This window comes from Pseudomonas sp. RC10, from assembly GCF_038397775.1.
GTDB classification, from domain to species: domain Bacteria; phylum Pseudomonadota; class Gammaproteobacteria; order Pseudomonadales; family Pseudomonadaceae; genus Aquipseudomonas; species Aquipseudomonas bambusae.
In genome coordinates, this window is record NZ_CP151650.1 from 3,989,095 (window position 1) to 4,015,179 (window position 26,085).

The window sequence follows — 26,085 nt, forward strand, 5'->3', positions numbered from 1 at the left end:
CATCCGCGAGGCTGGCTTTTTGCATTTCAGGTTTTTTGATGAGCAATCCTTCGCAATACCCCACAAACCCCGGCGCCCGCCGTGGGCTGTCGACCGCGCTGGTCGTCGGTTCCGTCATGGCAATGGCCGCCTCCTCGCCCACGCGAGCCAATGACTGGCTCGACCGCTCCACCCTAACCGGCGACTGGGATGGCAATCGCAGCCGCCTGACGGAGCAAGGGGTGAAAATCACGGGCGATTACAGCGGCGAAACGGTCTACAACGCCCATGGCGGCAAGCAGCGTGGCACGCGGTATTCGCAGAACGTCAAACTCGGCGCGCTGTTCGACCTTGGCAAGCTGCTGGACCTGGACAGCGGCGGCAAGGTGCAGTTGACGATCAACGATCGGCGCGGCAACGACGGCTCGGGCGATCTGGTCGGCAACCGGTTGCCTGTGCAGGAAAACTACGGCGGCTCTACACCCGCCTCACCGAGCTGAGCTACGAGAACACGCTGTTCACTCCGGCGCTGAACGTGAAGCTCGGCTACATGGCCATGGGCAACGACCTGGGCGGGCTGAGCAGCGGGATTTTGTGCAACTTCATGAACGCCGGGTTTTGCGGCCATCCCTTGGCGATGTCCGGCGGCAGCGGCTGGAGCAACTACCCCAACGCGCATCTGGGCGGCATGGCCAAGTACCGGTTTAACCCGAATTTCGCGGTGCAGGTCGCGGCGTTCAAGGTGGATGCCGCGAGCAACGGTGATTCCAGTCGGGCGTGGCATGTCACGCCCAAGGACAGCACGGGCAACATCCTGCCGGTCGAAGCCCTCTACAACGTCCTCGGCGACCTGCCCGGCGAGTACCGCGTCGGCTATTACTACGACACCTCGGACGCGCCGCGCATCGGCACAGGCAAAGAGGTCGCAGGCCGCGAAGGCTCGTATTTCCTGATGGATCAGGCGGTGTGGAATTCGGACGCGGTGAGTGGCCGTAACGTCCACGTGTTCGGGCAATTCTCCAATGCCAGCGCAGCCGCTGCACCGTTTCGTCGCTGGTATTCGGCGGGTTTTGCGCTGAAGAAGCCGTTCGTTTCACGCCCAACGACACGATTGCCGTGGGTTACGGCCGCGCGGTGTTCAATTCGCGCAGCCGTGATGTGCAGGAGAATGCGGCCTTGGCCCGAGGCGAAGACTTCCCGGACTTGGCCAGCGGCGAGGGTCTGGTGGAGATGACCTACGGCGCTCAAGTGGCGCCATGGCTGACGATTCGGCCGTCGGTGCAATACATCATCGAACCGGGGGCGTTTTATGGGGAGGACATCGAGAACACCTTGATTGTCGGGTTGCAGGTGAAGGCGACGCTCTGAGCCCTACGCGTACAGCGTGAGCCGGCTTGCTGGCGAATGCGCCTGTCAGCAAGCTCATCCGCAACTGAACCACCGCTTTCGCCAGCAAGCCGGCTCCCACAGGAACATCATCTGCCTCCGGCTATCGGCGCCGCTACACCGGCGGCAAATTCGCCAGTATCAGCAACGCACCCATCACGGTAATCGCCCCGCCGATGCGGGTGGATATCTGTGCGAACGGCAGCAGTTGCATGCGGTTCGCGGCCGTCAGGATGGCGATGTCGCCGGTGCCGCCCAAGCCGCTGTGGCAGCCGTTGACGATGGCGGTTTCGATGGGAAACATACCCATTTTCCGGGCAATCACCAGCCCTGTCAGCACCAGCGTCAGGACAGTCGTGGTGATGGTCAGCACATTGCCGATGTGAAACGCGGCCGTCAGTTCGCTCCAGTGAGTCACCGCGATGGAGTTGGCGAACAGCAGCGGGTACGTCACGCAGGTGGTGAAGAATTTGAACAGCACCTGCGCCCCGGCTTCCAGCTGTTGCGGCACGGCGTTGCAGAGTTTCAGCAGCACCGCGATGAACAGCATGCACACCGGCCCCGGCAGGCCGAACAGCGCATGCAATAGCACACCGGCCAGGTACAGCGTGATCGCGCACATGCCCGCCGCGATGACTTGGTTGACCGTGTCGCTGTCGAAGCGCTTTTCCTTTTCCACGCCCGGTGCGGTGGCGTCCTGAAGCAGTTCGATCATCTGCAACCGCCCGTTACCGGTCAGGTGCGGAAAGCGTTTGCCCACCAGATCGAGGGCGCCGCACGCCATGATCGCCACGAGGTTGCCCAGCAGAATGATCGGCAGAAATTGCGCGAGGATCTTGCCCGAATCCATGCCAAGGATTTCGCCATACCCCACCGACAGCGGAATCGCGCCCTCGCCCAGCCCGCCACCCATCACCGGCACGATGACGAAGAACAACACCTGACGCAGTTCCAGCCCGCACAGCATGCCCACGGCGATCCCCGCGAGCAGCGCCAGCACCGAGCCCACCAGCAACGGCACGAAAATCTTGGCGAAGCCTTTGATGATCAGGTTGCGGTCCATGGTGAAAATGCTGCCGACCACCACCGCCGAGACGAACAGGTAAATGAAGTTGCTCGACTTGGTGAAGGTCGTGACCGGCGTGATGATGTCCTGCGGCACCCAGCCGAGGCTGACGATGTAGGACGGCAGGAACGCCGAGACAATCGCCGCGCCGCCGATCTTGCCGAAGAACGGCAGGCGCTTGCCCATCTCGCCACAGGTGGCGCCGCCCAAGCCGATGATCGCGATCATGGTCGGCAGGTCGGCCTTGATTTCCTTGGTCAGCAGCAACCCGGCCACCAGCCCCAACAGCAGCAGGTAGACCGGCAATGGAATGAAGCTGATGCGGATGTCCATCAGGCGCCAGAACAGCGCATTGCGGCGTGGCTCGGACCCGGCCACGGCGGGCCGTGCCAGCGATTCGGCGTTATGCATGGGGAAACCTCGTCTTCTTTTATTGTTGTAGAGCGGTGTTGCCGGGGATGTGCAGCGCCGTCAGTGGGTCAGCAGCCCCGCCTGACGCGCCTGCTCCAGCACTTGCCGCGCGCGAATCACGAACGGCGCATCCACCATTTGCCCGTCAACCGTGTAAGCCCCGACGCCTGCCGCATCCGCTTCGTCGGCGGCTGTCACAAAACGCTGAGCGCGGTCGATCTCTTCGGCGGATGGCAGGAACGCTTCGTTTGCCATGTCGATCTGGGTCGGGTGAATGCACGACTTGCCTGTGAAACCCAGCCGTCGGGCGTAACGGGCCTCTTCTTGATAGCCGTCGGGATCTTTGATGGCCGCGAACGCCGCGTCGTAGGCGGCGACGTTGGCTTCCCCCGCCGCCATCCGCACGCTCAATTGAAGTTGCCGGATGACAGCGGTGTCGCGACGGTCGATGCCCAACGGCTCCAACAGGTCGGCGAAGCCCAGTTGCAGCCCCATGACCCTGGGGTGAGCACTGGCAATCTCGGCGGCCAGACGCAAGCCACGGGGGGATTCGATGTTGGCGAGAATGCGGATGTTGGCCGCTGACGGGTGCTGACGCTCCAGCCGCTCAAGGTCAGCCACCAGTTGCAAAATCTGCTCGGGGCTTTCGACTTTCGGCAGGTTGATGATGTCCAGCCGGGTGCCGACCAGTGCTTCAAGGTCGGCGGCGTAATGGGCCGAATCCTGACCGTTCACCCGGACGACGATGGTTTTCCCGGTCGTCGGCAGATGCGCCAGAAACCCCGCCGATTGCGCGCGGGCCTCGGACTTGGCGCTTTCGGCGACCGCGTCTTCCAGATCAAAGCTGACGCCGTCGGCGCGAGAGGACAGGGCTTTTTCGAAGAGTTCGGGACGGGAACCGGGGACAAACAGTTTGCTGCGCATGGGCGATTCACTCGATGACGACGGCGACCTGAAAGGCATCGCAACGTCGCGCCGGATGACAGGACCACGCCCCATACCCGGCATTGTTCTTGGAAGCCAGGTGCATGGCCCCGGCGCTATTGAAAGCCGGGTCCATATTGCAAAAGCGCAAAAGCTAACTAAAGTGCGTATTTCTACGTTTAGAATCCAGAATTTTTAGACTATGGACACGCGCTACCTCGACAGCTTCCTTCAAGTCGCCCAACTCGGCTCCACCGCCGCTGCCGCGCGCAAACTCAACCTGACCCCCACCGCCGTGGCACAACGGATTAAGGCGCTGGAGCACGAAATCGGCCAGCCCCTGCTCAGCCGCACCGGGCGCAACATGCAACTGACCGCCGCCGGTTCCGCGCTGTTGGGTCCCGCCAGTGAATTGCTGGTGCGCGCTCGCGATCTGCGCGCCATCGCCGCGCTGGACGCTGTCGCCGGAGAGCTGCGCATCGGCTGCATCACCACCGCCCTGGCCTATCTCGTCCCCGGCGTACTGGCGACGCTGATCGCCAATTACGAACACCTGCGCCCCCACGTGGAGCCGGCGTTTTCCACCGACCTGTACCGCAAGGTGCTGTCCGGCGAAACCGACATCGCGATGATGGTTGCGCCGCAATTCGAGCTGCCGAAAGAGTTCGTCTGGCGCCCGGTGCGCGACGAGCCGTTTGTGGTGCTTGCTCCCCGTCATCTCGCCGACGAGCACCCGCACAGCGTATTGCGCAGTCAGCCGTTCATTCGTTACCACCGCCGTTCATGGGGCGGCGTGTTGGCGGACCGCTACTTGTTGCAGGCAGGCATTCAGCCCCAGGAGCGCTTCGAAATGGACGCGCTGGACGCCATCGCCGCGATGGTCAAAGGCAACCTCGGCGTATCCCTCGTGCCGCAATGGCGGCCCATGCACGCGCAGTTGGGTGAACTGGCACAGATCCCGTTGCCCGGCGCCGGGCTGTACCGACCGATTGGTCTGTTGTGGAAACGCAATTCGGCCAAGGAGCGTTTGATCGAGGTGTTCTGCAAGGTGTTGTTCGAGCAACTGAGCGCGCAATAAATCCATTTTTTATGGATTCTAAAGCTAGCTAAAACGCATTTTATTTCTCCATTACGCTGACCAGAATGGCTCCCATGTGCTGCATCGGAGCCTGCGTTGCCCGTCCAGCGATAACAAGATCGGAGAAACCCATGTCGCACCCTCGCCCCTCCACCGGCCCGCTCGCCGGGATCACTGTCCTCGACCTCAGCGCTTACATTGCCGGCCCGTATGGCTGCTCGCTGCTGGCCGACCAAGGCGCGACGGTGATCAAGATCGAGCCGCCTACTGGCGACAACCTGCGCAAATACCCGTCCACGCTGGCGTCTGAAAGCCGCGCCTTTCTGGGCGTCAACCGCAGCAAATCCGGCGTGGTCCTGGACCTCAAATCCCCCGGTGGTCTGGATGCATTGTTGACCCTGGTACGTGAGGCCGATGTGCTGGTGCACAACTTCCGTCCCGGCGTCCCGACGCGGCTCGGCATTGACTACGAGCAGTTGAAAGCGGTCAACCCGCGACTGATTTATTGCGCGGTGACCGGTTATGGCGAAGAAGGTCCGCTCAAAGCCAAGGCCGGTTACGATCAGGTGCTGCAAACCATGACCGGCATGTGCGCGGCCCAGAGCAAGCCCGACGGCCCGCCTGAAATTCTTTACGGTTCAGTGGTCGATTACTACGCCGCGTCGCTGGTGGCAGGCGGTGTGTCCTCAGCATTGTTCGAACGCGAACGCACCGGACTGGGCCAGTCGGTGGGCGTGTCGCTGTTGCGCAGCGCGCTGGCGATGCAGTCCGCTCGGCTGATCTGGGCAGACAGCGAACCCCGCTCACTGGACCGCGACATGCGCTCCGGCGGCATCACCGGCATTCACCCGACTCGCGAAGGCTATTTGTACCTGTCGGCCAATACGCCGCATTTCTGGACCGCGTTGTGCGAGTTGACCGGGCTGGGGCATCTGGCGAACGACGAGCGTTTCAGCACCGTGCGCAACCGGGCGATTCATCACGAAATCATCGTCCCGCAATTGCACGAAGCCCTTCAGCAGCACAGCGCGCTGGAATGGGAAACGCTTTTCGGCGAGGCCGTGCCGTGCGCCGCTGCACGTCGAGTCGAGGACATGTTCGACCACCCGCAGTGCGAAGCGGAATCGCTGATCACCGAGTTCGAGCACCCTGTCGTGGGGCGCTATCAGGGCTTCACCCGCGCCGTGACCTTCAGCCGCACGCCCAGCTCCGAACCCTTCGCGGCGCCTGTGTTTGGCGCGGACTCGGATCGCGTGATGGCCGAGCATGGGTTTACCGATGAGCAGATTGCCCAGTTGCGGGCGAGCGGCGCCTTGCAATGATTCTGGACACTTGCACGACCTGATGTTCGCGCGCCCCTTTGTAGGAGTGAGCTTGCTCGCGATGGATCTACTGCCAGACACCGGAACATCCGGGTTGACGCCATCGCGAGCAAGCTCACTCCTACAGGACGTGTGTCTTCACAGCACCAAAGATTTCCCACAAACACAATAAAAGGGATCACCCCATGACCAGCACCACGCAACCCCTCCGTCTGCACGGAGGCCCTCGCACATGAACACGGCGATCACTGCCCCGCGCAGCCTGCGCACCCGTTTCACCGACAGCACGATCAGTCTGTTCGAACGGACCATTCCCGACCCCTTCGTGCTGGCGATTTTCATCACGTTCATCGTGGCCGTCGTTTCGTTGCTGGTGGCCCCGAACGCCTCTGTAGATGCGCTGTTGGGCGGCTGGTACAAGGGCTTTTGCAACATCTTCACGTTCGCGCTGCAGATCACGCTGGTGCTGGTGCTCGGCCATGCACTGGCCCACGCGCCCATCGTGCAGCGTTTTTTCACTCGCCTCGTTGCCTTCGCACGCACCCCTGCGCAAGCCGGTGCGATGATTTTCCTGTGCGTGGCGATCACCTCGTTTTTCAACTGGGGCTTCGGGTTGGTCCTCAGCGCCCTGCTCGCCCGGGAAATCGCCAAACGCATGCGTGTGGATTTTGCGTGGCTGGTGGCGGCGGGATTCTCGGGTTGGGTGGTCTGGGCAGGCGGCCTGTCCAGCTCCATCGTGCTGGCCCAAACCACACCGGGCAACCCGATGAACGTCGTGGAAAAACTCACCGGCCATGTCCTGAGCCTGGGCGACATGGTGTTTGTGCCTTACAACATGGTGCCGACCCTGGGGTTGCTGGTGATCATGCCGTTCGTCCTCGCGGCCCTGCGCCCCAAGGATGAAGACGCGGTGTGCCTGGACATCACCCAACACCCGGACCCGGAACCTGCCAAACGCCCCGAAGGCAAACGCAGCTTCGCGCAATTCCTCGAATATTCGCCGCTGGGCAGTGTGATCATGGGCGCGCTGGGCATTGCCATCGTCGCGTATTCGTTCACCGGGCATCTGCAATTGTCCGGGGTCAACGGCGTGATCGCGATCATGTTCACCCTTGGCATCATCCTGCACGGCTACCCGCTGGCTTACGCCAACGCGGTCAAGGGTGCGGCCAGACAGAGCGGCTCGATGATCCTGCAATACCCGCTTTATGGCGGGATCATGGGCATGATGGAGGCCACCGGTCTGCCGGGGGTGATCGCCAAGTTGTTCGTGGCGATTTCCACCACCCACACTCTGCCGTTCTGGAGCTACGTGTGTTCGCTGCTGGTCACCTTTCTGATTCCCAGCGGCGGCGGACACTGGGCGGTGCAAGGGCCGTTCGCGATTCCGGCGGCGGTCGAGTTGCACGCCTCGCTGGCCGCCACCACCATGGCAGTGGCCATGGGCGAGCAGGTGTCGAACATGATGCAGCCTTTCTGGGCCGCGCCGGTCGTGGCCATGGCGGGTGTCGGCGTGCAGCGGGTGCTGGGCTTTACCTTTGTCACCTTTCTGGTGGCGATGGTGGCGTACGGCGCGGCGTTGTTATTGCTGGTGTAAGACTGCACGACACGCGCCCCCCTGTAGGAGCGAATTCATTCGCGAGACGTCGGTGCAGTCAATCGCAATTCATCGCCTGTCACGCCGCATCGCGAATGAATTCGCTCCTACAGAAATGGGTGTATACCTTGAAAGCGAGCCTGAAGAGCCAGGAATGTATGAAAACTGCTGACCTGAAACCACCCGCCAACAGCTGCGACGCGCACATCCATATCATCGACCCGCGCTTCGCCCCGGCTGACCCATCGACGCCGCCTGCCCACGGGCAATCGATCACCGACTACCACAAGGTTCGCGAATCCCTCGGCCTGCGTCGTGCGGTGATCGTGCAACCGAAGTATTACGCCACCGATAACCGCTGCACCCTGGACGCCATCGCACGCATGCGGGGGCAAGCGCGTGGCATTGCGGTGGTCGACACCCGCGCCACCGACAAAGAGCTGATCACGCTGCATGAGGGCGGTATTCGCGGCCTGCGCTTCAGCCTGTGGAATACGGGCAATCAGGTGGTCAGCGTCGAGATGATCAAACCGTTGGCCGAGCGCGTCGCCGAGTTCGGCTGGCACCTGCAGATTCACATGGGGGCGGAGCAGATTCTTGAACAGCAAACGCTGCTGGCGAAGCTGCCGGTACAGATCGTCTTCGATCACATGGGGCGGATGCCCCCGGGTTCCAACGCCAGCCACCCCGCCTTTCGCTTCATCGCGCGGCTGATCGACGCCGACAAAGCCTGGGTCAAGCTCAGCGGTCCCTACCTGAATACCGCGCAGGGCGGACCGCGTTACGCCGATGTGCGCTCGCTGGCCCAGGACTTCGCCACACTGGCACCGCAGCGCATGGTCTGGGGCAGCGACTGGCCCCACGTCACCGAAGCCCACAAACCCGATGACGCCGACCTGCTGGACCTGTTGCTGGACTGGACCGACAGCGACGCTGCGCGACAAGCCATTCTGGTGGACAACCCGGCTCAGCTTTATGGGTTTGATGAGTGAGAGACACTTGTCACATCAGCGGCTCTCGACTGTGAGCGCGAGTTCATTCTGGGCAGCACTCGACGAGAAGTCGGCACATCCGATCCATCAGTGTTGGATCGGCCTCCACATCGCGAATGAATTCGCTCCCACAGGTCGAGCGTAGCGCCTGACGTTTTATCAGTGCGCCAGCAATGCCGCCACGTAATCGACGAACGCCCGGGCCTTGACGCTGGTCATGCGCCCGGCCGGGAACACGGCCCACAGGTCGATGGGGGGCAACGCCCAGTCGTCGAGCACGGTCACCACTTCGCCGCTGGCCAGCTCCGGAGCGAACATCCATTCCGAGGCCATGACCAGGCCGAGGTTGGCCTTGACCGCCGCCCTCACCCCTTCCGCTGCCGACACCCTCAGACGACCGGCCACCGAGGCGCTGAGCACTTCGTCGCCCTTGCGCATGGCCCAGGTATCGCCGCCCCCGCTGCGGTTGTAGATAACGCCTTGATGGCTGACCAGGTCTCGCGGATGTTTTGGCACACCGTGGGATTCGAAGTACGCGGGGGTGGCGATGATCCGGCGACGCCCTTCGGCAATCTTCCTCGCGGTCATCGACGAGTCTTCCAGCGCGCCCATGCGCAACGACACGTCGATCCCCTCTTCGACCAGATCGACGCTGCGGTCATCCAACACGACTTCGATGTTCAGCTGTGGGTGCTGTTTGAGCAGCGGCCCGAGGTACGGCACCACGTGCAGGCTGGCGAAGGTCACTGCTGCGCTGACCCGCAACCGCCCACTGAACCCGGCGCCCGCACCCTGCACGGCGGCGTCGGCTTCGTTCGCCTGATCCACCGTGCGCCGGGCGGCCTCGTAATAGGTCTGCCCTGCTTCGGTGGGCGTCAGGCCGCGGGTGGTGCGCAATAACAGGCGCGTGCCGAGGGCCTCTTCCAGCGCGGCGATGGATTTGGAGACGGCAGGCTGACCGACGCCCAGCCGCTTGGCCGCCGCCGAGAACGAGCCGGTTTCCACGGCGCAGATAAAGGTTTCCATCGCGGCGAGACGGTCCATCGGGGTTCCTTGTCAATCGAGGCAGTGCGCGCAGCATCGCCGATCGTTCGACGGGCTGCAAAACCTGTGAACACAAAAAGCCGCCACACAGGGTGACGGCTCGCTTTGCACCGATGACTCAGCCGCGCAAGGCAGGCAACAAATCGGTCGGTTCAGGACGCTGGGTGTAATCCGGGTTGACCTCGGCGTATTTGATCAGCCCGTCCTGACCGATGACGAAGCGCGCAGGCATCGGCAGCACCCAGGCCGGGTCATCGTTGAAGGCCGGCAGGTCATTGCCGAAGCCTTTGTAGAGGTCGACCAGATAATCCGGAAGCGCGAAGCGCAGGCCGAAAGCGTCCGCGACCTGGCTTTTCTCGTCGCTGAGGATCGGGAACGTCAGGTTGTTCTGACGCACGGATTTGCGGCTGTTGGCTTTGATTTGCGGCGAGATCGCCACCAGGCTCGCGCCCAGCGCCCGGTACTCCGGCAGCGTCGCTTCGAGGGCTTGCAGCTCCATGTTGCAGTAAGGGCACCAGACGCCACGATAAAAACTGATCACCAGCGGCCCCTTGGCGAGCAGCTCGGTGGAGGACACCGGGTTGCCGTCAGGATCGTTGAGCGTGAAGACCGGGGCCTTGTCGCCGACCTTCAACGTGCGCTCGGCCTGACCAGAGGCGATCAGTTCATCGGTGGCGCGCTTCATGATGACGTGCACCTGAGGCGGCGCGTTGTAAGGCGGTTTACCGGCGACGAAATCAGCTTTGAAGGCGTCGAGGGTGGCTTGCAGGGTCATGGCGGTAGTCCTTGTGAGTGATGAACATTGGGTGAGCTCATCCTCTCAAGTCACGCCGAGGCCCAGTAGACAGGGCGTGGCGATAACAACTATGCCGTCCAGGAATGGGCCGTCAGTGTACGGCCTCTCGTATTGAACGGGGCTCGATCCCTGCGGCTGACGGGGGTCCACTCTTGCAGCGCCGGGAGCCCTCGGTGTTGCCCCACCCGACAGTTTTTCCCTTTTGCCATTGCAAAAACCTGTCACGGCACTGCAACCTCCGTGGATTCTTCGGCTCAGACTATTTCGAAACAGGCAAAATCGCGCATCATGGCCGCAGTCAGCTCAAGGGAGATCTTCATGCGCTTCACAACTTTCACGCGTCTTGCGGCCATTTCAGGGCTGCTGATGTTGACCGGGACGGCGCTGGCCAGCGAAGAAACGCAATTGATCCAGTCCATCAACACCTACCGCAGCGAGGCGCAGCCCTGCGCCAATGTCGTGTCTCAGGAGCTGCCGCCACTGAACACCGACCCGCGCCTGAACCTCCCGGCCAGTGGCGCCGTCGACCTGCAACCGATGCTGGCCCGGGCCTCGTACCCGATGGTCTCCGTGCAGGCGATCAGCCTTTCCGGCCCCCGGGACGCGCAGTCGGCCATGAAAGCGATTCAGGAGAGTTTCTGTCAGGTGGTGCTCAACCCGCAGTTCGTCGACGTGGGCGTAAGCCGCAATGACCGCGACTGGCGCGTCGTGCTGGCGCGTCCGTTGCTGGCGGGTGGCCTGGGCAACTCACAGGCGGAAGGGCAAAAGATGCTCGGCCTGATCAACGCCGCCCGCAGCGTGCCTCACCAGTGTGGTGGCCAACCTTACGGCCCTGCTTCGGCGCTGACCTGGAACGACACCCTCGCAACGGCCGCCGAAGGCCATACGCGCTCCATGGCCAACAACAATTATTTCGACCACAAAGGCCGCAACGGCGGCACACCGGGTGACCGGGCGGAGTTGGCGGGTTACATCGGGCAGGCGATTGGCGAGAACATCGCGGCAGGCCAGGACAGCGCCCGCAAAGTGGTCGAAGGCTGGCTGGCCAGCCCCGGGCACTGCGCCAACATCATGAACCCCGCCTTCCGCGAACTCGGCGCCTCGTACGCAGTGGACCCGAAGAGCGATGCCGGGATTTACTGGACGGCGATGTTTGGGGTGCAGCAGTAACAGGCGTGATGCGGTTCGGGGCGTTTGACTCTGGCCGAAGGTGTGCTGCTAGAGCGGGCGTGAATCTGATCAATCACTTCGCCTTGCCATCCTTCGGCTTGTAAAACAGAAACTTCCCGGTCTCGGCCGTGCGCAGGTATTCCGACGCCCACGCCGGTTTGACGTTGCGGTCGTGGAAATACATGGCGCCTTTGGTGCGGTCGGTGAGCTGCTGGTTCAGGGCCTTGCGGGCGATTTCCTTGGAGGCGGCGTAGCGGTCGTCTTCTTTTACCTGATCAGAACGCCCATCACACCACCAGGAAAACTGGCAGGCCTTTTTCTCGACGCCCTGCTTCACCACGCCGCAAATGGTGTCTGGATAACCCTCATGACCGAGGCGATTGAGCACCACGTCAGCCACGCCTTCCATATCAGCGTCCGTGCCGCCCTTGGCTTCCCAATAGATGGTCCGCGACAGGCAGACCAGCGCGTCGTCCACCGACGCCACGCCCGCCGGGTCCACGGCCTGGGCTTCGGATTTGGTGATGATCTGACTGCTGGGCACCGCCGGGGTGGGGCCGTCTTTCTCGGCGGCTTTTTCTTCGAGAACCTGAGCTTTACTGACCACCGCCTGAGGCTCGGGCGTGGCTTCAGCGGCCACGGTCTGGCCGGCGAACATGATCGCGGTGAGACAGATCGAAAGGGAAAAGAGGCGCATCGTCGAACCTTCTGCTGAGGCCGATCGGTCCTGCACCCGCTCACCGTCGATGGCCGTTTCCGAGGGCGCCCATCGGGTGAATCGGAACGTCGCAAGCTGTCGTCGACTGGTTATGGATTGTTAGGGGGTAGAGACGCCGAGGTACAACAGCAACCTTAAGCATAGCTCGCCGAAACAGCAGCATAGTGGCATTTTAACTTTACGCAATAGGCGTCGCTGGGCGGGCCGACGGTCCGTTTTCGGCCCCTTCCGAAGCGCCCCGAACATGATCGGGACACTTCGGATGTTCAGGGTAAACCTGACTTACAGCCCGTCTGCCGGGTGCAGGGTTCGCAGTTGCAGGTCTGCCGGGCTCTTCTTCTGCCACACCGGCCAGTATTCAGCGCGCTTGGCTTCGACCGAGTGCTTGTTGCCCTCGAACCAGTTCAGGGATTTCGGAGAGTTGATGACGAGTTTGGTATCGGCGATCCAGTCCTTGAAATCACTGGACTGCGAGCTGTATTCGGCTTTCGGATCGCGGGCGACCGGCCACATCGAGAAGCGCGCTTTCCACATCCCCATGCGCGGCGTCACCATCGAATAGTAGGTCTTGCCGGGGGCCAGATCGGCTTCGAGAAAGTCAGCCGCTTCGGAGACGACCATGAACGTGCGATGCCCCGCAACAGTGGGATACGCGATCTTGGTGCCGTTGGCCATAATGCCGATGAATTGGGTCTTGCCATCGGTAACGTCGTACAACGAGGCGTCAATGGCCTTTGCCATGAACGCACTGCGCATGAAGACAACCTGCGCACCGTCCTGCGCGCTGGGTTGAATCGTCTGGTTGTCCGCGGGCTTCATCATCGATGAGCAGCCCGTCAGCAACAGGGCCCCGGTCAACATCAGCGTTCCAGAAATACGCATCTACAGCTCCTTGATTGAATAACCAGCCCGACAAAACATCGGGCCCAGGGCTGTATCGGCGTGGTGGAGCTGCACCTTAGGGAAAATAACCAATCCGTGTGTGTCAGGATCTGTCAGAACGGCCCCACCACCGCCGCCGCGCCGGGAACCTGCCCATTCGCCTCAGCCGCCAGCTCCGTGTAATGCCGCCGATGAGCCAATGCCTGCCCCTGTTCATCGAACAAATGACACCGCGCACCTGACACCCCAATCGACAACGCCTGCCCGGCTTTCACCGAGGACAAACCGTCGCCCTTGATCATGAGGTCGCTGCCGTCGTCGGTTTCGGCGTGGGTGAAGGTTTCGCCGCCGAGGTGTTCGACGACCCTGGCGAGCGCAGGGATCTGCGCTTCGCCTGATCCTTGTTCGGACAGGTGCTCCGGCCGCAAACCCAGCGTCAGCGGGTCGCCGGGTTTGACGCCCTCGCCGTTGACCGGCACCCACAACGTCCCGCCCCCCGGCAGATTCACCTGCACGCCGTCGGCGCTGACCGCTGCTGCCGAGACCTTGAGAAAGCTCATCTGCGGCGAACCGATGAACCCCGCGACGAAGCGGTTGCGCGGGTGGTGGTACAGCTCCAGGGGCGAGCCGACCTGTTCGATGCCGCCCTTGTTCAGCACCACGATTTTGTCGGCGAGGGTCATGGCTTCGACCTGATCGTGGGTGACGTAGACCATGGTCGCTTGCAGGTCGGCGTGGAGTTTGGCGATCTCGATGCGCATCTGCACCCGCAGCGAGGCGTCGAGGTTGGAGAGCGGCTCGTCGAACAGGAACACCTCCGGCTCATGGACGATGGCGCGCCCGATGGCCACCCGCTGCCGTTGCCCGCCGGAGAGCGCCTTGGGTTTACGGTCGAGCAAAGGTTCGAGCTGAAGGATACGGGCGGCGTTGCGCACTTTGGCTTCGATCTGGTCTTTGGGGAGTTTTTGCATCTTCAGGCCGAAGGCGATGTTGTCGTAGACCGACATGTGCGGGTACAGCGCGTAGGACTGGAACACCATGGCCACTCCGCGATCGGCCGGCTCCAGGTAGGTCACGTCTCGCGTGCCGATGCGAATCTGGCCCTGGGTGATGCTTTCCAGGCCGGCGATGCAGCGCAGCAGGGTCGATTTGCCGCACCCGGACGGCCCGACGAAGACCACGAACTCGCGGCTTTCGATACTCAAGTGGATGTCATGCAACACCTTGATGTCGCCGTAGGCTTTCTCGACGCCACTCAGACTGAGCTCAGTCAAAATCGTATCCCCTGAATTATTGTTGTTGTGGTCTTGGCAACACCGATCAATTGTAGGAGTGAGCTTGCTCGCGATGGCGGACTGTCGGCCTCCATATTCATGACAGATAGAACGCCATCGCGAGCGAGCTCACTCCTACAGGTGCTTGTTCATTCCGGAACTTGACAGCCATTCATTTCGCTCTACGATCATTTGTAATTCTAAAAATACAAATGTCAAGGAGCACACCGAATGCGGGCTGCGTACATCCATGGCATCCGGGACATCCGCATCGGTGAAAAGCCCGTGCCAGTACCGGTGGGCGACGAGGTGTTGCTGCGCGTGAGCGCGGTCGGCGTCTGCGGCAGCGACCTGCATTACTTCAAGGAAGGCGCCATCGGCCACGCCAAAATCACGCAGCCGTTCATCGCCGGGCATGAATTCGCCGCCCGCGTGGTCGAGGATCAACCCGCCCTCGGGCTGAAGGCCGGCCAATTGGTGGCAGTCGATCCGGCCAAACCCTGCGGCCAATGCGAATGGTGCCATCGTGGCCACGTCAATCTTTGCCCCCACGTTCAATTCCTCGGCTCTCCCCCGCACACCCACGGGGCGATGACCGAATACATCGTCGTCTCGCCAAGCCAGATCTACGCCGTCCCTGACCCCTTCACCCCGGTGCAGGCCGTGATGTTGGAGCCATTGGGCGTGGCGATTCACGCGATGGACCTGGCAGGCACGAAAAAACTCTTCGAAACCGTCGCCATCATCGGCTGCGGCCCCATCGGCCTGTGCCTGTTGCAACTGGCGCGAAGGCTGTGCAAGAAAGCCATTTACGCCATCGACCCGATCAACTACCGCACTGAAAAAGCCCGGCAACTCGGCGCCGATGAGGTCGCCGCCGACCACGCTGCGATTGCCGAATGGACCCACGGCCGTGGCGTCGATCTGGTGCTGGAAGCCACCAATTCCCCGGAAGGTTTTCAGATCGCCGCGCAGTCCGCGCGCATCGGTGGTCGCGTGGTGCTGGTCGGCATTCCCGATGGCGATCAATACACCCCGCTCAGCGCGTCGTTGCTGCGGCGCAAGGGTCTGGACATCCGCATGTCACGGCGCATGGGCCATGTGTACGACCGGGCGATTCAACTGGTGGCTCAGGGGGCGGTGGACGTGGATTGCCTCGTCACCCATCGCTTCGATCTGCAACAGGCGGCGGAAGCGTTCAGCTACCCCTCGGAATTTCTCGACGGCGCGCTGAAAACCATCGTGCTGCCGCACCCGGACTAGATCACTCAGACACGCGCATCTGCGCACACCGCGTACTCCTCATCCACAACAATAAAGAGGTCACGTCATGAAGAAGCTGGTATGGAACGCCCTGGCCCTGTCGATTGCGCTGGGGTCCGCCCTGGGTTCAAGCGCAGCGCAGGCCTGGACCCTCGAAGAAGCGTCGGCCCCTTACAAGGGCACGGAAATCAAGGCGATTTTCCTCGACCGTCCCGGTTACGCCGCCGCCATCAAACTGCTGCCGGAATTCGAGAAGAAAACCGGGATCAAGGTCAGCTACGAAACCATCCCCTACGAAAACAGCCGCGAGCGCCAGGTGCTGAGTTTCACGTCCGGCGAACAGCTGGACGTGGTGCTGACCGACGTCGTGTGGATCGGCGAATTCGCGGGCAACGGCTGGCTGGAACCGATCACCACCTTCACCAAGGACAGCAAGCTGGCGGACCCGGATTTAAAGCTCGACGGCTTCTTCCCGATCCTTCTCAAATCCTTCGGCGGCTGGGGTGATGAAACCTATGGCCTGCCTTTTGATAACTATTCGGGGCTGCTGTTTTACAACAAGTGCATGCTCAAGGACGCCGGGTTCGACAAGCCGCCTGCGACGTGGGAGGAAGTGCTCAAGGACTACGGGCCGAAGCTTACCGACAAGGCCAAGGATCGCTACGCCTACGCGCTGCAATCGCGACGCGGCGAGACGCAGTCGGCGGACAGTTTCATGCGTTTCCTCTGGCCGTTCGGCGGGTCGCTGCTGGACGCCAACTTCAAGTCCAACCTGAATTCGAAAGAGTCGCAACAAGGCCTGCAATTCCGTCAGGACCTGATGAAGTTCATGCCGCCGGGCATCGTCGATTACGACCACAACGAAGCGGTCAACGCCCTCGCCCAAGGCAAGGTGGCGATGATTACCGAGTGGTCGGCGTTCTACGGCACCCTGGCCGACCCGAGCAAATCCAAGATCACCGATTGCCTGGCCGTGGCCACCGAACCCAAAGGCCCGGCCGGTCTGAAGCCTGCATTGGGCGGTTTCTCGCTGGGGGTCAATTCCAAATCCGAGGACAAACAGAAAGCCGCCGCATGGCTGTTCATTCAGTGGGTGACGTCGGAAGCGATGGCCAAACCGTACCTGGAAGCGGGTGGCGTGAGTGGCCGGATGTCGGTCTACAAAGACCCGGACGTGCAGAAGAAGTATCCGTTCGTGCAGCCGATGGTGACCTCATGGGAAGGCGGCGTGCCGGACTACCGCCCTCGTTTCCCGCAATGGCCTGAAGTGTCCGAAGTGGTGGGCGAAAACGGCACCGCGATCATGCTCGGTAAGTCGAGCGTGGCGGACGGGGCCAAGGCCATCGGGACCAAAATGGAGGACATCCTGAAGAAGGCCGGTTACTACGATGGCAAGGTGAAGTTGCTGAAATAGTGCTTTAACCCTGTAGGAGCCAGCTTGCTGGCGAAAGGGAGGTGTCAGGCGTCGCAAAGTTGACTGACACACCGCTTTCGCCAGCAAGCCGGCTCCTACAAGGAATTTGCACCGTTACACACGCCTAGGCCTGACCAGAGATCCACCACCATGCCCAATAACAAACAACGCGTGTTCCCCACCCTGTGGAACAACACCCGTGCCGCCTTCTCCTTCCTCGCCCCCGCCACCGTCGCGCTGGCGTTGATCGGGATTTTCCCGACGGTGTTCGCGCTGGTGAATTCCTTTCGCCAGTACAACCTCGCCCGTCCCAAGGACGCGACGCCGTTCATCGGTTTTGACAATTACCTCAACGTCCTCAACGACGCGTCGTTCTGGGCGGCGCTGGGGCGGACGGGGCTGTTCCTGATCACGGTCGTCCCGATTCAACTGGCCCTCGGCCTGGTCATCGCCCTGCTCCTGCACAAACCCGGCCTCTCAGGGTTCAAGCTGTTGGCTCGGATGAGCCTGGTGATCCCGTTGGCCACAGCCCCCGCCGTTGCCGGGCTGATCGGGCGGCTGATTTTCAACCGTGATTTCGGTGTTGCCAATGCGCTGCTGGCGATGCTCAACGTCGGCCCCGTGGAATGGCTGGGCGACACCACCAACGCCTTTATCGCCGTGGCGTTGATGGACATCTGGCAATGGACGCCCTTCTGCGCCCTGGTGCTGCTCGCCGGGCTGACCATGGTGCCCAACGAAATCGAAGAAGCCGCGCGTCTCGAAACCCGCAGCCGCTGGCAGATCGTGCGCTATGTGCAGCTGCCGTTTTTGCTGCCCAGCGCCACGGTGATCCTGATCCTGCGCACCGCCGACATCCTGAAAATGTTCGACACCGTGTTCACCATGACCCGTGGCGGGCCGGGCGCTGCCACCGAACTGGTCAGCGTGTACATCCAGCGCATCGGTTTCCGGGTGTTCGATCAGGGCGTGGCGTCGGCGCAGGCGATTCTGCTGCTGATCCTGACCATCGTGCTGGCGCGGCTGTACATCAAATTCGTCTACCGGGAGATCTGACATGGCCACCGTTTCCGCTGCAAAAGTCGTGGCCGCCCCCGTGCGGGTCAAACCGAAGACGAAGGTCAACGCTTGGCATTTGGTGGGCCTGCTGGCAATCTTCCTGTTCGCCGTGTTCCCCTTCTACTGGATGGTCGCCACCAGCATGAAGACCCAGGCCGAAGCCCTCGCTTCGCCGCCGATCTGGGCCTTCACCCCGCACCTGGATAACTACGTGAAAGTGCTGTTCGAGCGCGACGTCTTGCACAGCCTCGGCAATTCGCTGATCGTCGCGGCGTGCACCACGGTGCTGTCGGTCGGCCTCGGCACCCCGGCGGCGTATGCTTTGGCGCGCTTTGAATTCAAAGGCAAGGAAGACCTGTGGTTCTGGTTTATCACCAACCGGATGCTCAGCCCGATTGTCGTGGCGCTGCCGATTTTTCTCATGGCGCGCAACCTCAGCCTGATCGACACCCACCTGGTGCTGATTCTGGTCTACCTGACGTTCAACCTGCCCATCGTGGTGTGGATCTGCACCGACCAGTTTCGCGGCGTGCCGAAGGACCTCGACGAAGCGGCGCGGCTGTCCGGCGCCTCGCGCTTCACGATCTTCTGGCGCATTGCGCTTCCGCTGGCGATGCCGGGGGTCGCGGTGTCGGCAATCTTCTCGTTCATCTTCTCGTGGAACGAGCTGTTGTATGCGCTGGTGCTGACCCGCAACGCCGCCCGCACCGCGCCGGTCACGGCCACCAGTTTCATGAGCGGCTACGATTTGCCCTGGGGCGAGATCATGGCCACCGGCACGCTGATCGTGTTCCCGGTGATCATTTTCGCGTTGATGGTTTCAAAGCATCTGGTACAAGGTCTGACCATGGGCGCCGTAAAGTAGGCGCGTCGCTTCCCGCGCCAAGGACACTGCCGTGCAGAACCGCTATCCCGAGTTCTCCCCCGACACCGACCCGGTGAACGCGGAGGACCAACTGAATATCCGTATCGCCTGGTACTACTACGTCAACAACATGACCCAGCAGCAGATCGCCGACCGCCTCGGCATCACCCGTCTGCGGGTCAACAAGGCCCTCGCCACCTGCCGCGAAACCGGCGTGGTGCAGATCCGCATCAATTCGCCGCTGGCGTCGTGCATCGCGCTGGAAGACCAGTTGCAGGAGCGTTTCGGGCTGGAACGCGTGACCGTCGTGCCCTCCCCTGACGACCCGTCGACGATCTTTCGCGTGCTTGGCGTCGGGGTGGCGCCGAGCATTGAGGAATACCTCGTTGACGGCTCGATCATCGCGGTCGGTTGGGGCCGCACGCTGCGTCAGGCGGTGCGTGAACTGCAAGGCCGCACGCTGCCGAACATGACCGTGGTGTCGCTGCTCGGCGGTTTGCATTACGGCTCGGCGAACAACACCGTGGAAATCGCGTCGAGCCTGGCCACGCTGTTCGGCGGCTCCTATTACTACCTCGCGGCGCCGCTGTTCGCGCCGTCCGAGCAATACCGCAGCATGATCCTCGAAGAAGCCTCGGTGCAGGACGTGTTGGGCAAGGCGCGCCAGGCCGATCTGGCATTGCTGACCGTGGGGGATTTGAGCGAACGCTCGTTGATGCTCGAACTGGGGTTGGTCAACCCGGAAGACGCCCGCTCCCTGCGCGCCGCCGGTGCAGTGGGCGATTTGCTGGGCCGCTGGCTTGACCGCGACGGCATCGAGGTCAACCACCCGCTGAACCGACGGGCCATCTCACTGGACCCCGATGACCTGCGCAAGATCAAGAAAGTGGTGCTGGTGTCGGGCGGTCCGTACAAGGCGGAAATCATTCGCGCCGTGCTGCTGCGCAACGTGGTCCATGAACTGGTGATCGACGAAAGCGCCGCCCTTGAATTGCTGGCCCAGGACAACTGACCGTTCGCAGACGATCGCTCGTCAGGCGCCAAGCCCAGCCCCTGTAGGAGCGAATTCATTCGCGAAGGTGGGTCAGGCAACACAGCGCTGTCGACCGAACGGACCTTACGTCGGAATGCCGCCCAGAATGAATTCCCTCCCACGGGTTTGGCCGCGTAAACGAATGACTGAATCACTTTATCTTTGATGAGAGCGCACACCATGGCCACCCACGATTTCCTCGGCAAACGCATTCTGGTCACTGGCGCGGGCAAGGGCATTGGCCGCGAGACCGTGCAGTGGCTGACCCGCTGCGGCGCCGAGGTCATCGCCTTGGGGCGTAACCCGGATGACCTCGCCTACTGCGAGCAAACGCTGGTGGTGGACCTCGCCGATGCGGCCGCCACCCAGGCCGCTGTGACGACGATGCTGCCCATCGACCTACTGGTGAATTGCGCCGGGGTCGTGGAGCTGGAGTCGGTCCTCGACACCTCGGTGGAGACCTTCGATCACCTGATGGCGGTCAATACCCGGGCGCCGATGGTCATCGCCCAAGTGGTGGCCCGGGATTTGATCAGGCGCGGCGTGCCAGGGGCCATCGTCAACGTGTCGAGCCTGGCCGCAGCGGTGGGCACGCGCGATCACCTCGCCTATTGCGCGTCGAAAGCGGCGCTGGATGCCATGACGCGGGTGATGGCCGTGGAATTGGGGCCGCACGGGATTCGGGTCAACAGCGTCAACCCGGTGGTGACGCTGACACCGATGGCCGAAAAAGCCTGGAGCGACCCGGCCAAGTCCGCGTCGATGCTGTCGCGTATTCCGCTGGGACGTTTCGTTCAGCCCAGCGAAATCGCCTCGACCATCGCCTTCCTGCTGAGCGACGACGCGGCGATGATCAACGGCGTGACGCTGACCGTGGACGGGGGTTTCAGCGCGGGTTGAAACGTAAACCGAGCTGGGCCAGACGCGGGTACAAATCCCGCAGGCGGGGGTAGAGTTCGCTGTACAGCGCCAATAGCTCGCGATGGAATTCCCGCAGCGCCGGGTTGGGCAGAAAGGTTTCGCCGTCCTGAGTCATGACCTGTGCGGCGCTGGCAAAATCTTCGTACCATCCTGCTCCGACAGCCGCCGCAATGCCCGCGCCCAGACTCGATGCTTCTTGCGTCGTGGCACGAATCACCGGCCTGTCGGTGATGTCGGCGATGATTTGGCACCACAACCGGCTCGCAGCGCCTCCGCCAATGGCGACGAAGGTGTTCACCGGCTCGCCGGTCGCCTGCACCATGTGTTGAGTGGCGACGGCCTGTTCCAGCGCGATGCCTTCCAGCACGGCGCGGTAGATTTCCGCGCGGCCGTGGTCCGGCGACAACCCCAGCAGACAACCCCGCGCGTCCTGATCCCAGTAAGGGTTCATCACGCCGTTCCAGTACGGCAACAGCATCAGGCCCGCGCTGCCAGGGGCCACTCGCGACGCTTCGATTTCCAGACGGATCAGGCTGTCAGGCTGGGCCACGACGTCGATCTCGAAAAACTGTTTGAGCAGGCTGTTGATCAGCAAGGTGCCGGAGCGCAGCGAGGTTTCCAGCACGTAGCCCTGGCGATCGATGGCGCACAACGTACGAAAGGCGTCGTGGACGCGGGGCGTTTCGGCGTAAACACCGGAAACGATGGCCGTGCCCAGATTCAGGTAGGCCGTGCCTGCGCTGACCACGCCAATCCCCAACCCGCCCGCCTGACCGTCGCCCCCGCCTGCCACCACGGGCGTACCGGCGGGCAGACCGGTGAGGGTTTCGGCATCGTCCGTCACAGCGCCCAGTACTGAGCCGGGCGCGAATGCCGTGGGGAAGCAGTCGCTGTCGAGGGGGATCGGCAGTGCGCTCAGTACGTCATCCGCCCAACGATGCTGGTGGATGTCGAAGGCGCCAAACGGGTCGGCGCTGGCCCAACTGGTGACGAACTGGCCGGTGAGCTTGCGCACCAGCCAGGCGTGGGGTTCATAGACGTGGCGAATCTGCCGGAACAGTTCCGGCTCGGCATCGGCCAGCCACGCCAGGCTGTAAATGGCCGGCGCCCAGTCGTGGGGTTTGCCGGTGATGCTGTGCAGACGTTCGTGGCCAACCCGATGACAGAGCGCCGCGACTTCATCTTTGCGACGCTCGTCGAGCCAGAGAATGGCGGGCCGCAGCAGGCGATCCTCGGCGTCAGTGACGGCCACGGTTTCCCGTTGATTGACGATGGAAACGGCCGCGATGGCCGAGCCTTCGACCAACCGCATCAGCGCCGTGACCGCCTGTTGCGTGGCCCGCCACCAGTCTTCCGGGTCCTGCTCGTACGCATTGGGCGCCGGTCGCGACAGCCCCAACGGCGCCCGCGCCTGCGCCACCAACACGCCCCGCGCATCCCAGGCAATGGCCTTGCAGGTGGTCGTGCTCAGATCGATACCGATAACCAGCTTATGCATGCGCGCCCTGCTCTCCAACCGTCCGTGATCACCCCGGAATTGAGGGCAAGACTAGCCGAAATCCAGTGAAAGATCCGCGTCCGGCTTTGGCTTGAACGGTTGGCTCAGGCTTGACCCCATTCTGTCGGGCAGCCACCTATCCTTCTGTGGGAGCGAACGCGTTCTGCGCGGCATTCCGACGAGGGGCCGGTGCGGCCGATACATCTCCGTCGTCTGATACATCTTTCGCGAATGAATTCGCTCCTACAGGTGAAAACCTGGCGAGTCAGAAACCTCGCTACAACGCCTCCAATCAGGCGGAACACATAACCCCTGTAGGAGCGAATTCATTCGCGAGAGGCCGGTGCGGCCAATACATCTCCATCGTCTGATACACCATTCGCGAATGAATTCGCTCCTACAGAGAACGGCCACTGAACGAGGCAGCGGCTTGGCCGCATTGCTCCGTTGACAATCCCCGCCCGCTCATCAAGGCTTGCGCTGCCCATCACTCAGGAGTCGTCATGGCCAGCAAAGAACAGATTTCGGCGTTTATCGCGCAGGAGTTTCCGCAGACGCGGATCGTGGTCGAGGCGGTTGGGGAGAAGACCGCGACGGTTTCTCAGGCGGTCGATGATTCGGACTTGCGGCCCGGTGGGACGGTGTCGGGGCCGACGTTGATGGCGGTGGCGGATGTGGCGCTGTACGTCGCGGTGTTGGGGGCGATTGGCATCGTGCCGTTGGCGGTGACCACCAGTTTGACGATCAATTTCCTGCGTAAACCCGAGGCCGGACGCCGGATCGTGGCCGAGTGTCAGTTGCTGAAGGTCGGCAAGACCCTCGCCATTGGTGAGGTGTCGCTGTATTCCGAGGGACTACCGGACGCAGTCGCCCATGTGGTCGGGACCTACGCGATCCCGCCCAAACGTCCGGCCTGAGCCGTTACACGACTGCCGTTCAGAACTTCCAGCGAGCGTTGATCACCGCGTTGCGCGGGTCGCCATAGGACCCCGAGTTGAACGTGCCCAGCCCGTCGTAATACTTCTTGTCGAACAGGTTGTTCACGTTCAAACCCACGCTCAGGTGCGAATCGACTTCATAGTTGGCCAGCAACCCGACCACGCCAAACGGACGTTGATGAGCCTTGGCGCCGAAGTCTTCGTTGACCGCGTAAATGTCGCTCTGCCAGGTCATGTTGCCGCCCACTGTCAGCTTGTTCAGCTCGCCCGGCAGGCGATAGGTGGTGCCGAGTTTGAACAGGTTCATCGGTTGGTTGGTTTCGACGCGATTGTCATCCTTGTCTTGGGATTCGCGGTAGGTGTAGCCGCCGATGACGTTCCACCCCGGCAGCACTTCGCCGGAGATTTCCGTCTCGATGCCCCGCGTGGTGGTGCCGCTGATGGCCTCATACACCTCACGGCCGTCTTCGCCAGTGTCGACGAATTGCGGCGTGTTCTTCTGCTTCACCTCGAACAGCGCAACGCTCGCGTTCAGCGCGCCGTCGTAGAACGAGCCCTTGAGGCCCACCTCGTAGTTGTCGCCTTCCAGCGGTTTGAGCGAGGTGTTGCTTGCCGTTTTGTAGAACGTCTGCGGCAGGAAGATGCTGGTCCAGCTGGCGTAGACCGAGTAGGTGTCGTTCAGGTCGTAGATGACGCCCGCGTACGGCGTGACCACGCCCGTCTTTTTGGTGCGGTCACGGCTGGTGGATTCGCCGGTGAAGTCGTCGCTGCTGTCGTCCTTTTCCGTCCACGAACTGACCCGCGTGCCGAGGATCACCGACAGCGCATCCGTCGGTTTCAAGCGCACGGCCCCGTAGACGCCGTTCTGGCTCAGGCGCGTCAGGTTCTCACCGGTTTTGCCCAAGTGCGGCTTGCCACCGGGGTTGCCATCGTAGGTATAAATATTGTCGACCGAGGGCGTTGCACGCTCATAGTCCGGGTAGTTGAGGTGGGTGTACGCCACGTTGGCGCCGAACACCAGCTCATGCTCGCGGCCACCCAGTTCAAACGGTCCGGTCACGTACAGGTCGCCGTTGTCCTGGGTCTGGTAGCTGTCCAGCCGGTTGACGTACATGCGCACGCCCCCGCCGGTTTCGAAATCCGGCGCACCGGCACTGGCCGAGCCGACCACGCCGTGGCGGTAGCCGTACTGATGGGTGTAGGCGGCTTTGAGGGTCCAGTCGTTGGCGAGTTTCTGTTCCAGCACGGTGCTGAAGTTGTACTGCGTGTTGTCCAGGTAGCTCCATTTCGCGCCGGGGTTGAACGAACGGGAAAAATGGGTCGCGGTGCCGTTGCTGTTGAACAACGGGATGTGGCCGAAGCTGACGCCGTCGGAGTCGTTGTTCTGGTAATCGAGGCTGAAGCGCAGCAGCGTGTCTTCGCTCAGGTCCACGTCCACCGCGCCGTACATCACGCGTTTCTCGGTCTTGTACGCGTCGATGAAAGAACCGGCGGTTTGATACACGCTGACCAGCCGCCCCCGCACGTTGCCGCTGTCGGTCAACGGCCCCGCCACATCGGCCTCGGCGCGGTAGCGGTCCCAGGCACCGGCCTCGCCGTACACATAGCCCTGAAACTCTGAGGTCGGGCGTTTGCGAATCAGGTTCAGCGTCGCCGACGGTGTGCCCGCTCCGCTCAACAGGCCGGTCGCGCCGCGCACGACTTCCACGCGGTCGTAAATCGCCATGTCCGCGAGGGTGCTGGTGTACTGCTGGGATTCGTTGGCGGTCTGGGAAGGAATGCCGTCGTATTCGAAGTTCTGAATCTGGAAGCCGCGCGAGTAAAAGGTGTAGCGATCACTGTCGCGGTGGTTGCTGGACAGGCCCGGCGTGAACTTGACCACGTCGTCCAGCGACGCCAAGTGGTGATCGGTCATGACCTGACGCGGGATCACGGTGACCGACTGCGGCGTCTCTTTCAGCGACAGCCCCATCTTGGTCGCGGTGCTGGTCTGACGCGGGGTGTAGGTGCCGGTGTTCTCGGTGGTCTCATCGATTCCCGCGCCGACGACGCTGGTGGCGCCGAGTTGCAGGGCCGCGGTTTTCTCGGCGCGGTACAGCACGTAAACGCCTTGGGCACCGGGGGTGGCGATCAGGTCCGAGCCCGCGAGCAACGCCGCAAACCCCTGTTCGACGCTGTAGGTGCCGTTGAGTCCGGCGCTTTGCTGGCCATCGGTCAAACCCGCCTGAAACGACAACACCACCCCCGCTTCATTGGCGAACCGCCCCAACACCGCGCCCAGCGACCCCGGTGCGATGGCGTAGTTTTTCTGCACGCTGGCCGCCTGCGCGTACGCCCCACCCAGCAAGATTGGCTCCAGCCACGCGAGCGAAGCCCCGAGCACAGCGAGTCTCAAGGTGTTGCGCGGCGTGAAGGCAAAGGGATTTCGGCTGGCGGGTTTTGACGGGGTGCGCAT

The 26,085-nt window shown here is 62.4% G+C and carries 21 protein-coding genes and 1 pseudogene; 13 read left to right on the plus strand and 9 right to left on the minus strand.

Annotated features, from left to right (window positions below; genetic code table 11):
* The first annotated feature begins 116 nt into the window (after window positions 1-116).
* A pseudogene (locus tag AAEO81_RS18250) lies at window positions 117-1,347 on the plus strand (carbohydrate porin).
* Window positions 1,348-1,480: 133 nt separating this feature from the next.
* On the opposite strand, the gene AAEO81_RS18255 reads toward AAEO81_RS18250, so the two are convergent.
* Window positions 1,481-2,842 (minus strand): 2-hydroxycarboxylate transporter family protein, encoded by a 1,362-nt coding sequence (locus AAEO81_RS18255; RefSeq protein WP_341958407.1) that lies wholly within the window; start codon window positions 2,840-2,842, stop codon window positions 1,481-1,483.
* A 60-nt stretch (window positions 2,843-2,902) separates the two neighbouring features.
* Window positions 2,903-3,766, minus strand: coding sequence for a CoA ester lyase (locus tag AAEO81_RS18260; protein ID WP_341958408.1), 864 nt, complete (start codon window positions 3,764-3,766; stop codon window positions 2,903-2,905).
* Between the two features lie 202 nt (window positions 3,767-3,968).
* On the opposite strand from AAEO81_RS18260, the gene AAEO81_RS18265 reads away from it, so the two are divergent.
* From AAEO81_RS18265 to AAEO81_RS18280, 4 genes are all read left to right on the plus strand, one after another.
* Window positions 3,969-4,844 (plus strand): LysR family transcriptional regulator, encoded by an 876-nt coding sequence (locus AAEO81_RS18265; RefSeq protein ID WP_341958409.1) that lies wholly within the window; start codon window positions 3,969-3,971, stop codon window positions 4,842-4,844.
* A gap of 131 nt (window positions 4,845-4,975) precedes the next feature.
* A complete protein-coding gene (locus AAEO81_RS18270; protein ID WP_341958410.1) occupies window positions 4,976-6,166 on the plus strand; it encodes a CoA transferase in 1,191 nt (396 codons plus the stop codon).
* A gap of 232 nt (window positions 6,167-6,398) precedes the next feature.
* Window positions 6,399-7,763, plus strand: a complete 1,365-nt coding sequence (locus AAEO81_RS18275) for a TIGR00366 family protein (RefSeq protein ID WP_166597667.1) — start codon at window positions 6,399-6,401, stop codon at window positions 7,761-7,763.
* A 158-nt stretch (window positions 7,764-7,921) separates the two neighbouring features.
* Complete coding sequence (locus AAEO81_RS18280; RefSeq protein ID WP_341958411.1) at window positions 7,922-8,755, plus strand: amidohydrolase family protein; 834 nt, start codon at window positions 7,922-7,924, stop codon at window positions 8,753-8,755.
* Window positions 8,756-8,914: 159 nt separating this feature from the next.
* On the opposite strand, the gene AAEO81_RS18285 is transcribed toward AAEO81_RS18280, so the two are convergent.
* Together AAEO81_RS18285 and AAEO81_RS18290 are read right to left on the minus strand one after the other, a co-directional pair.
* Entirely contained in the window at window positions 8,915-9,799 is an 885-nt protein-coding gene (locus AAEO81_RS18285; RefSeq protein ID WP_341958412.1) for a LysR family transcriptional regulator, read from the minus strand.
* A 118-nt stretch (window positions 9,800-9,917) separates the two neighbouring features.
* Window positions 9,918-10,574, minus strand: coding sequence for a peroxiredoxin-like family protein (locus AAEO81_RS18290; RefSeq protein ID WP_341958413.1), 657 nt, complete (start codon window positions 10,572-10,574; stop codon window positions 9,918-9,920).
* A 339-nt stretch (window positions 10,575-10,913) separates the two neighbouring features.
* Here AAEO81_RS18290 and AAEO81_RS18295 point away from each other — a divergent pair, with 339 nt between their 5' ends.
* Window positions 10,914-11,765 carry a CAP domain-containing protein gene (locus AAEO81_RS18295; protein ID WP_341958414.1) on the plus strand — a complete coding sequence of 284 codons (852 nt, stop codon included), beginning with the start codon at window positions 10,914-10,916 and terminating at the stop codon, window positions 11,763-11,765.
* Window positions 11,766-11,838: 73 nt separating this feature from the next.
* Here AAEO81_RS18295 and AAEO81_RS18300 read toward each other — a convergent pair whose 3' ends face one another.
* From AAEO81_RS18300 to ugpC, 3 genes are all read right to left on the minus strand, one after another.
* Window positions 11,839-12,423: a cell wall hydrolase gene (locus tag AAEO81_RS18300; RefSeq protein WP_341964563.1), complete on the minus strand. Its 585-nt coding sequence runs from the start codon at window positions 12,421-12,423 to the stop codon at window positions 11,839-11,841.
* A 342-nt stretch (window positions 12,424-12,765) separates the two neighbouring features.
* Entirely contained in the window at window positions 12,766-13,365 is a 600-nt protein-coding gene (locus tag AAEO81_RS18305; protein WP_341958415.1) for a hypothetical protein, read from the minus strand.
* Between the two features lie 113 nt (window positions 13,366-13,478).
* Window positions 13,479-14,639 (minus strand): sn-glycerol-3-phosphate ABC transporter ATP-binding protein UgpC, encoded by a 1,161-nt coding sequence (gene ugpC, locus AAEO81_RS18310; protein WP_341958416.1) that lies wholly within the window; start codon window positions 14,637-14,639, stop codon window positions 13,479-13,481.
* 231 nt (window positions 14,640-14,870) lie between these two features.
* On the opposite strand from ugpC, the gene AAEO81_RS18315 reads away from it, so the two are divergent.
* The 6 genes from AAEO81_RS18315 to AAEO81_RS18340 all read left to right on the plus strand — a co-directional run bounded on the left by AAEO81_RS18315 (window position 14,871) and on the right by AAEO81_RS18340 (window position 21,173).
* On the plus strand, window positions 14,871-15,902 hold the full coding sequence (locus AAEO81_RS18315; protein WP_341958417.1) for an alcohol dehydrogenase catalytic domain-containing protein: 1,032 nt from the start codon (window positions 14,871-14,873) through the stop codon (window positions 15,900-15,902).
* A gap of 67 nt (window positions 15,903-15,969) precedes the next feature.
* Window positions 15,970-17,316, plus strand: a complete 1,347-nt coding sequence (locus AAEO81_RS18320; protein WP_166597659.1) for a sugar ABC transporter substrate-binding protein — start codon at window positions 15,970-15,972, stop codon at window positions 17,314-17,316.
* A gap of 150 nt (window positions 17,317-17,466) precedes the next feature.
* Window positions 17,467-18,372, plus strand: a complete 906-nt coding sequence (locus tag AAEO81_RS18325) for a sugar ABC transporter permease (protein WP_341958418.1) — start codon at window positions 17,467-17,469, stop codon at window positions 18,370-18,372.
* A 1-nt stretch (window position 18,373) separates the two neighbouring features.
* Window positions 18,374-19,240, plus strand: coding sequence for a carbohydrate ABC transporter permease (locus tag AAEO81_RS18330; RefSeq protein WP_341958419.1), 867 nt, complete (start codon window positions 18,374-18,376; stop codon window positions 19,238-19,240).
* Between the two features lie 31 nt (window positions 19,241-19,271).
* A complete protein-coding gene (locus AAEO81_RS18335; RefSeq protein WP_166597657.1) occupies window positions 19,272-20,252 on the plus strand; it encodes a sugar-binding transcriptional regulator in 981 nt (326 codons plus the stop codon).
* A gap of 201 nt (window positions 20,253-20,453) precedes the next feature.
* Window positions 20,454-21,173, plus strand: coding sequence for an SDR family oxidoreductase (locus tag AAEO81_RS18340; RefSeq protein WP_166597656.1), 720 nt, complete (start codon window positions 20,454-20,456; stop codon window positions 21,171-21,173).
* Here AAEO81_RS18340 and AAEO81_RS18345 read toward each other — a convergent pair.
* Window positions 21,160-22,692 (minus strand): FGGY family carbohydrate kinase, encoded by a 1,533-nt coding sequence (locus tag AAEO81_RS18345; RefSeq protein ID WP_341958420.1) that lies wholly within the window; start codon window positions 22,690-22,692, stop codon window positions 21,160-21,162. The two genes, AAEO81_RS18340 and AAEO81_RS18345, sit on opposite strands and share 14 nt — an antisense overlap.
* 503 nt (window positions 22,693-23,195) lie before the next feature.
* Here AAEO81_RS18345 and AAEO81_RS18350 point away from each other — a divergent pair.
* A complete protein-coding gene (locus tag AAEO81_RS18350) occupies window positions 23,196-23,609 on the plus strand; it encodes a PaaI family thioesterase (protein WP_341958421.1) in 414 nt (137 codons plus the stop codon).
* 19 nt (window positions 23,610-23,628) lie between these two features.
* Here the strand turns inward: AAEO81_RS18350 and AAEO81_RS18355 are convergent, their stop codons facing one another.
* Window positions 23,629-26,085 (minus strand): TonB-dependent siderophore receptor, encoded by a 2,457-nt coding sequence (locus AAEO81_RS18355; RefSeq protein ID WP_341958422.1) that lies wholly within the window; start codon window positions 26,083-26,085, stop codon window positions 23,629-23,631.

Bases quoted from the DNA above. Each gene is read 5' to 3' on its own strand.
- AAEO81_RS18255 (WP_341958407.1), bottom strand. From the start codon at position 2,842: ATGCATAACGCCGAATCGCTGGCACGGCCCGCCGTGGCCGGGTCCGAG.
- AAEO81_RS18260 (WP_341958408.1), bottom strand. From the start codon at position 3,766: ATGCGCAGCAAACTGTTTGTCCCCGGTTCCCGTCCCGAACTCTTCGAA.
- AAEO81_RS18265 (WP_341958409.1), top strand. From the start codon at position 3,969: ATGGACACGCGCTACCTCGACAGCTTCCTTCAAGTCGCCCAACTCGGC.
- AAEO81_RS18270 (WP_341958410.1), top strand. From the start codon at position 4,976: ATGTCGCACCCTCGCCCCTCCACCGGCCCGCTCGCCGGGATCACTGTC.
- AAEO81_RS18275 (WP_166597667.1), top strand. From the start codon at position 6,399: ATGAACACGGCGATCACTGCCCCGCGCAGCCTGCGCACCCGTTTCACC.
- AAEO81_RS18280 (WP_341958411.1), top strand. From the start codon at position 7,922: ATGAAAACTGCTGACCTGAAACCACCCGCCAACAGCTGCGACGCGCAC.
- AAEO81_RS18285 (WP_341958412.1), bottom strand. From the start codon at position 9,799: ATGGACCGTCTCGCCGCGATGGAAACCTTTATCTGCGCCGTGGAAACC.
- AAEO81_RS18290 (WP_341958413.1), bottom strand. From the start codon at position 10,574: ATGACCCTGCAAGCCACCCTCGACGCCTTCAAAGCTGATTTCGTCGCC.
- AAEO81_RS18295 (WP_341958414.1), top strand. From the start codon at position 10,914: ATGCGCTTCACAACTTTCACGCGTCTTGCGGCCATTTCAGGGCTGCTG.
- AAEO81_RS18300 (WP_341964563.1), bottom strand. From the start codon at position 12,423: ATGTTCGCCGGCCAGACCGTGGCCGCTGAAGCCACGCCCGAGCCTCAG.
- AAEO81_RS18305 (WP_341958415.1), bottom strand. From the start codon at position 13,365: ATGCGTATTTCTGGAACGCTGATGTTGACCGGGGCCCTGTTGCTGACG.
- AAEO81_RS18315 (WP_341958417.1), top strand. From the start codon at position 14,871: ATGCGGGCTGCGTACATCCATGGCATCCGGGACATCCGCATCGGTGAA.
- AAEO81_RS18320 (WP_166597659.1), top strand. From the start codon at position 15,970: ATGAAGAAGCTGGTATGGAACGCCCTGGCCCTGTCGATTGCGCTGGGG.
- AAEO81_RS18325 (WP_341958418.1), top strand. From the start codon at position 17,467: ATGCCCAATAACAAACAACGCGTGTTCCCCACCCTGTGGAACAACACC.
- AAEO81_RS18330 (WP_341958419.1), top strand. From the start codon at position 18,374: ATGGCCACCGTTTCCGCTGCAAAAGTCGTGGCCGCCCCCGTGCGGGTC.
- AAEO81_RS18340 (WP_166597656.1), top strand. From the start codon at position 20,454: ATGGCCACCCACGATTTCCTCGGCAAACGCATTCTGGTCACTGGCGCG.
- AAEO81_RS18345 (WP_341958420.1), bottom strand. From the start codon at position 22,692: ATGCATAAGCTGGTTATCGGTATCGATCTGAGCACGACCACCTGCAAG.
- AAEO81_RS18350 (WP_341958421.1), top strand. From the start codon at position 23,196: ATGGCCAGCAAAGAACAGATTTCGGCGTTTATCGCGCAGGAGTTTCCG.
- AAEO81_RS18355 (WP_341958422.1), bottom strand. From the start codon at position 26,085: ATGCGCACCCCGTCAAAACCCGCCAGCCGAAATCCCTTTGCCTTCACG.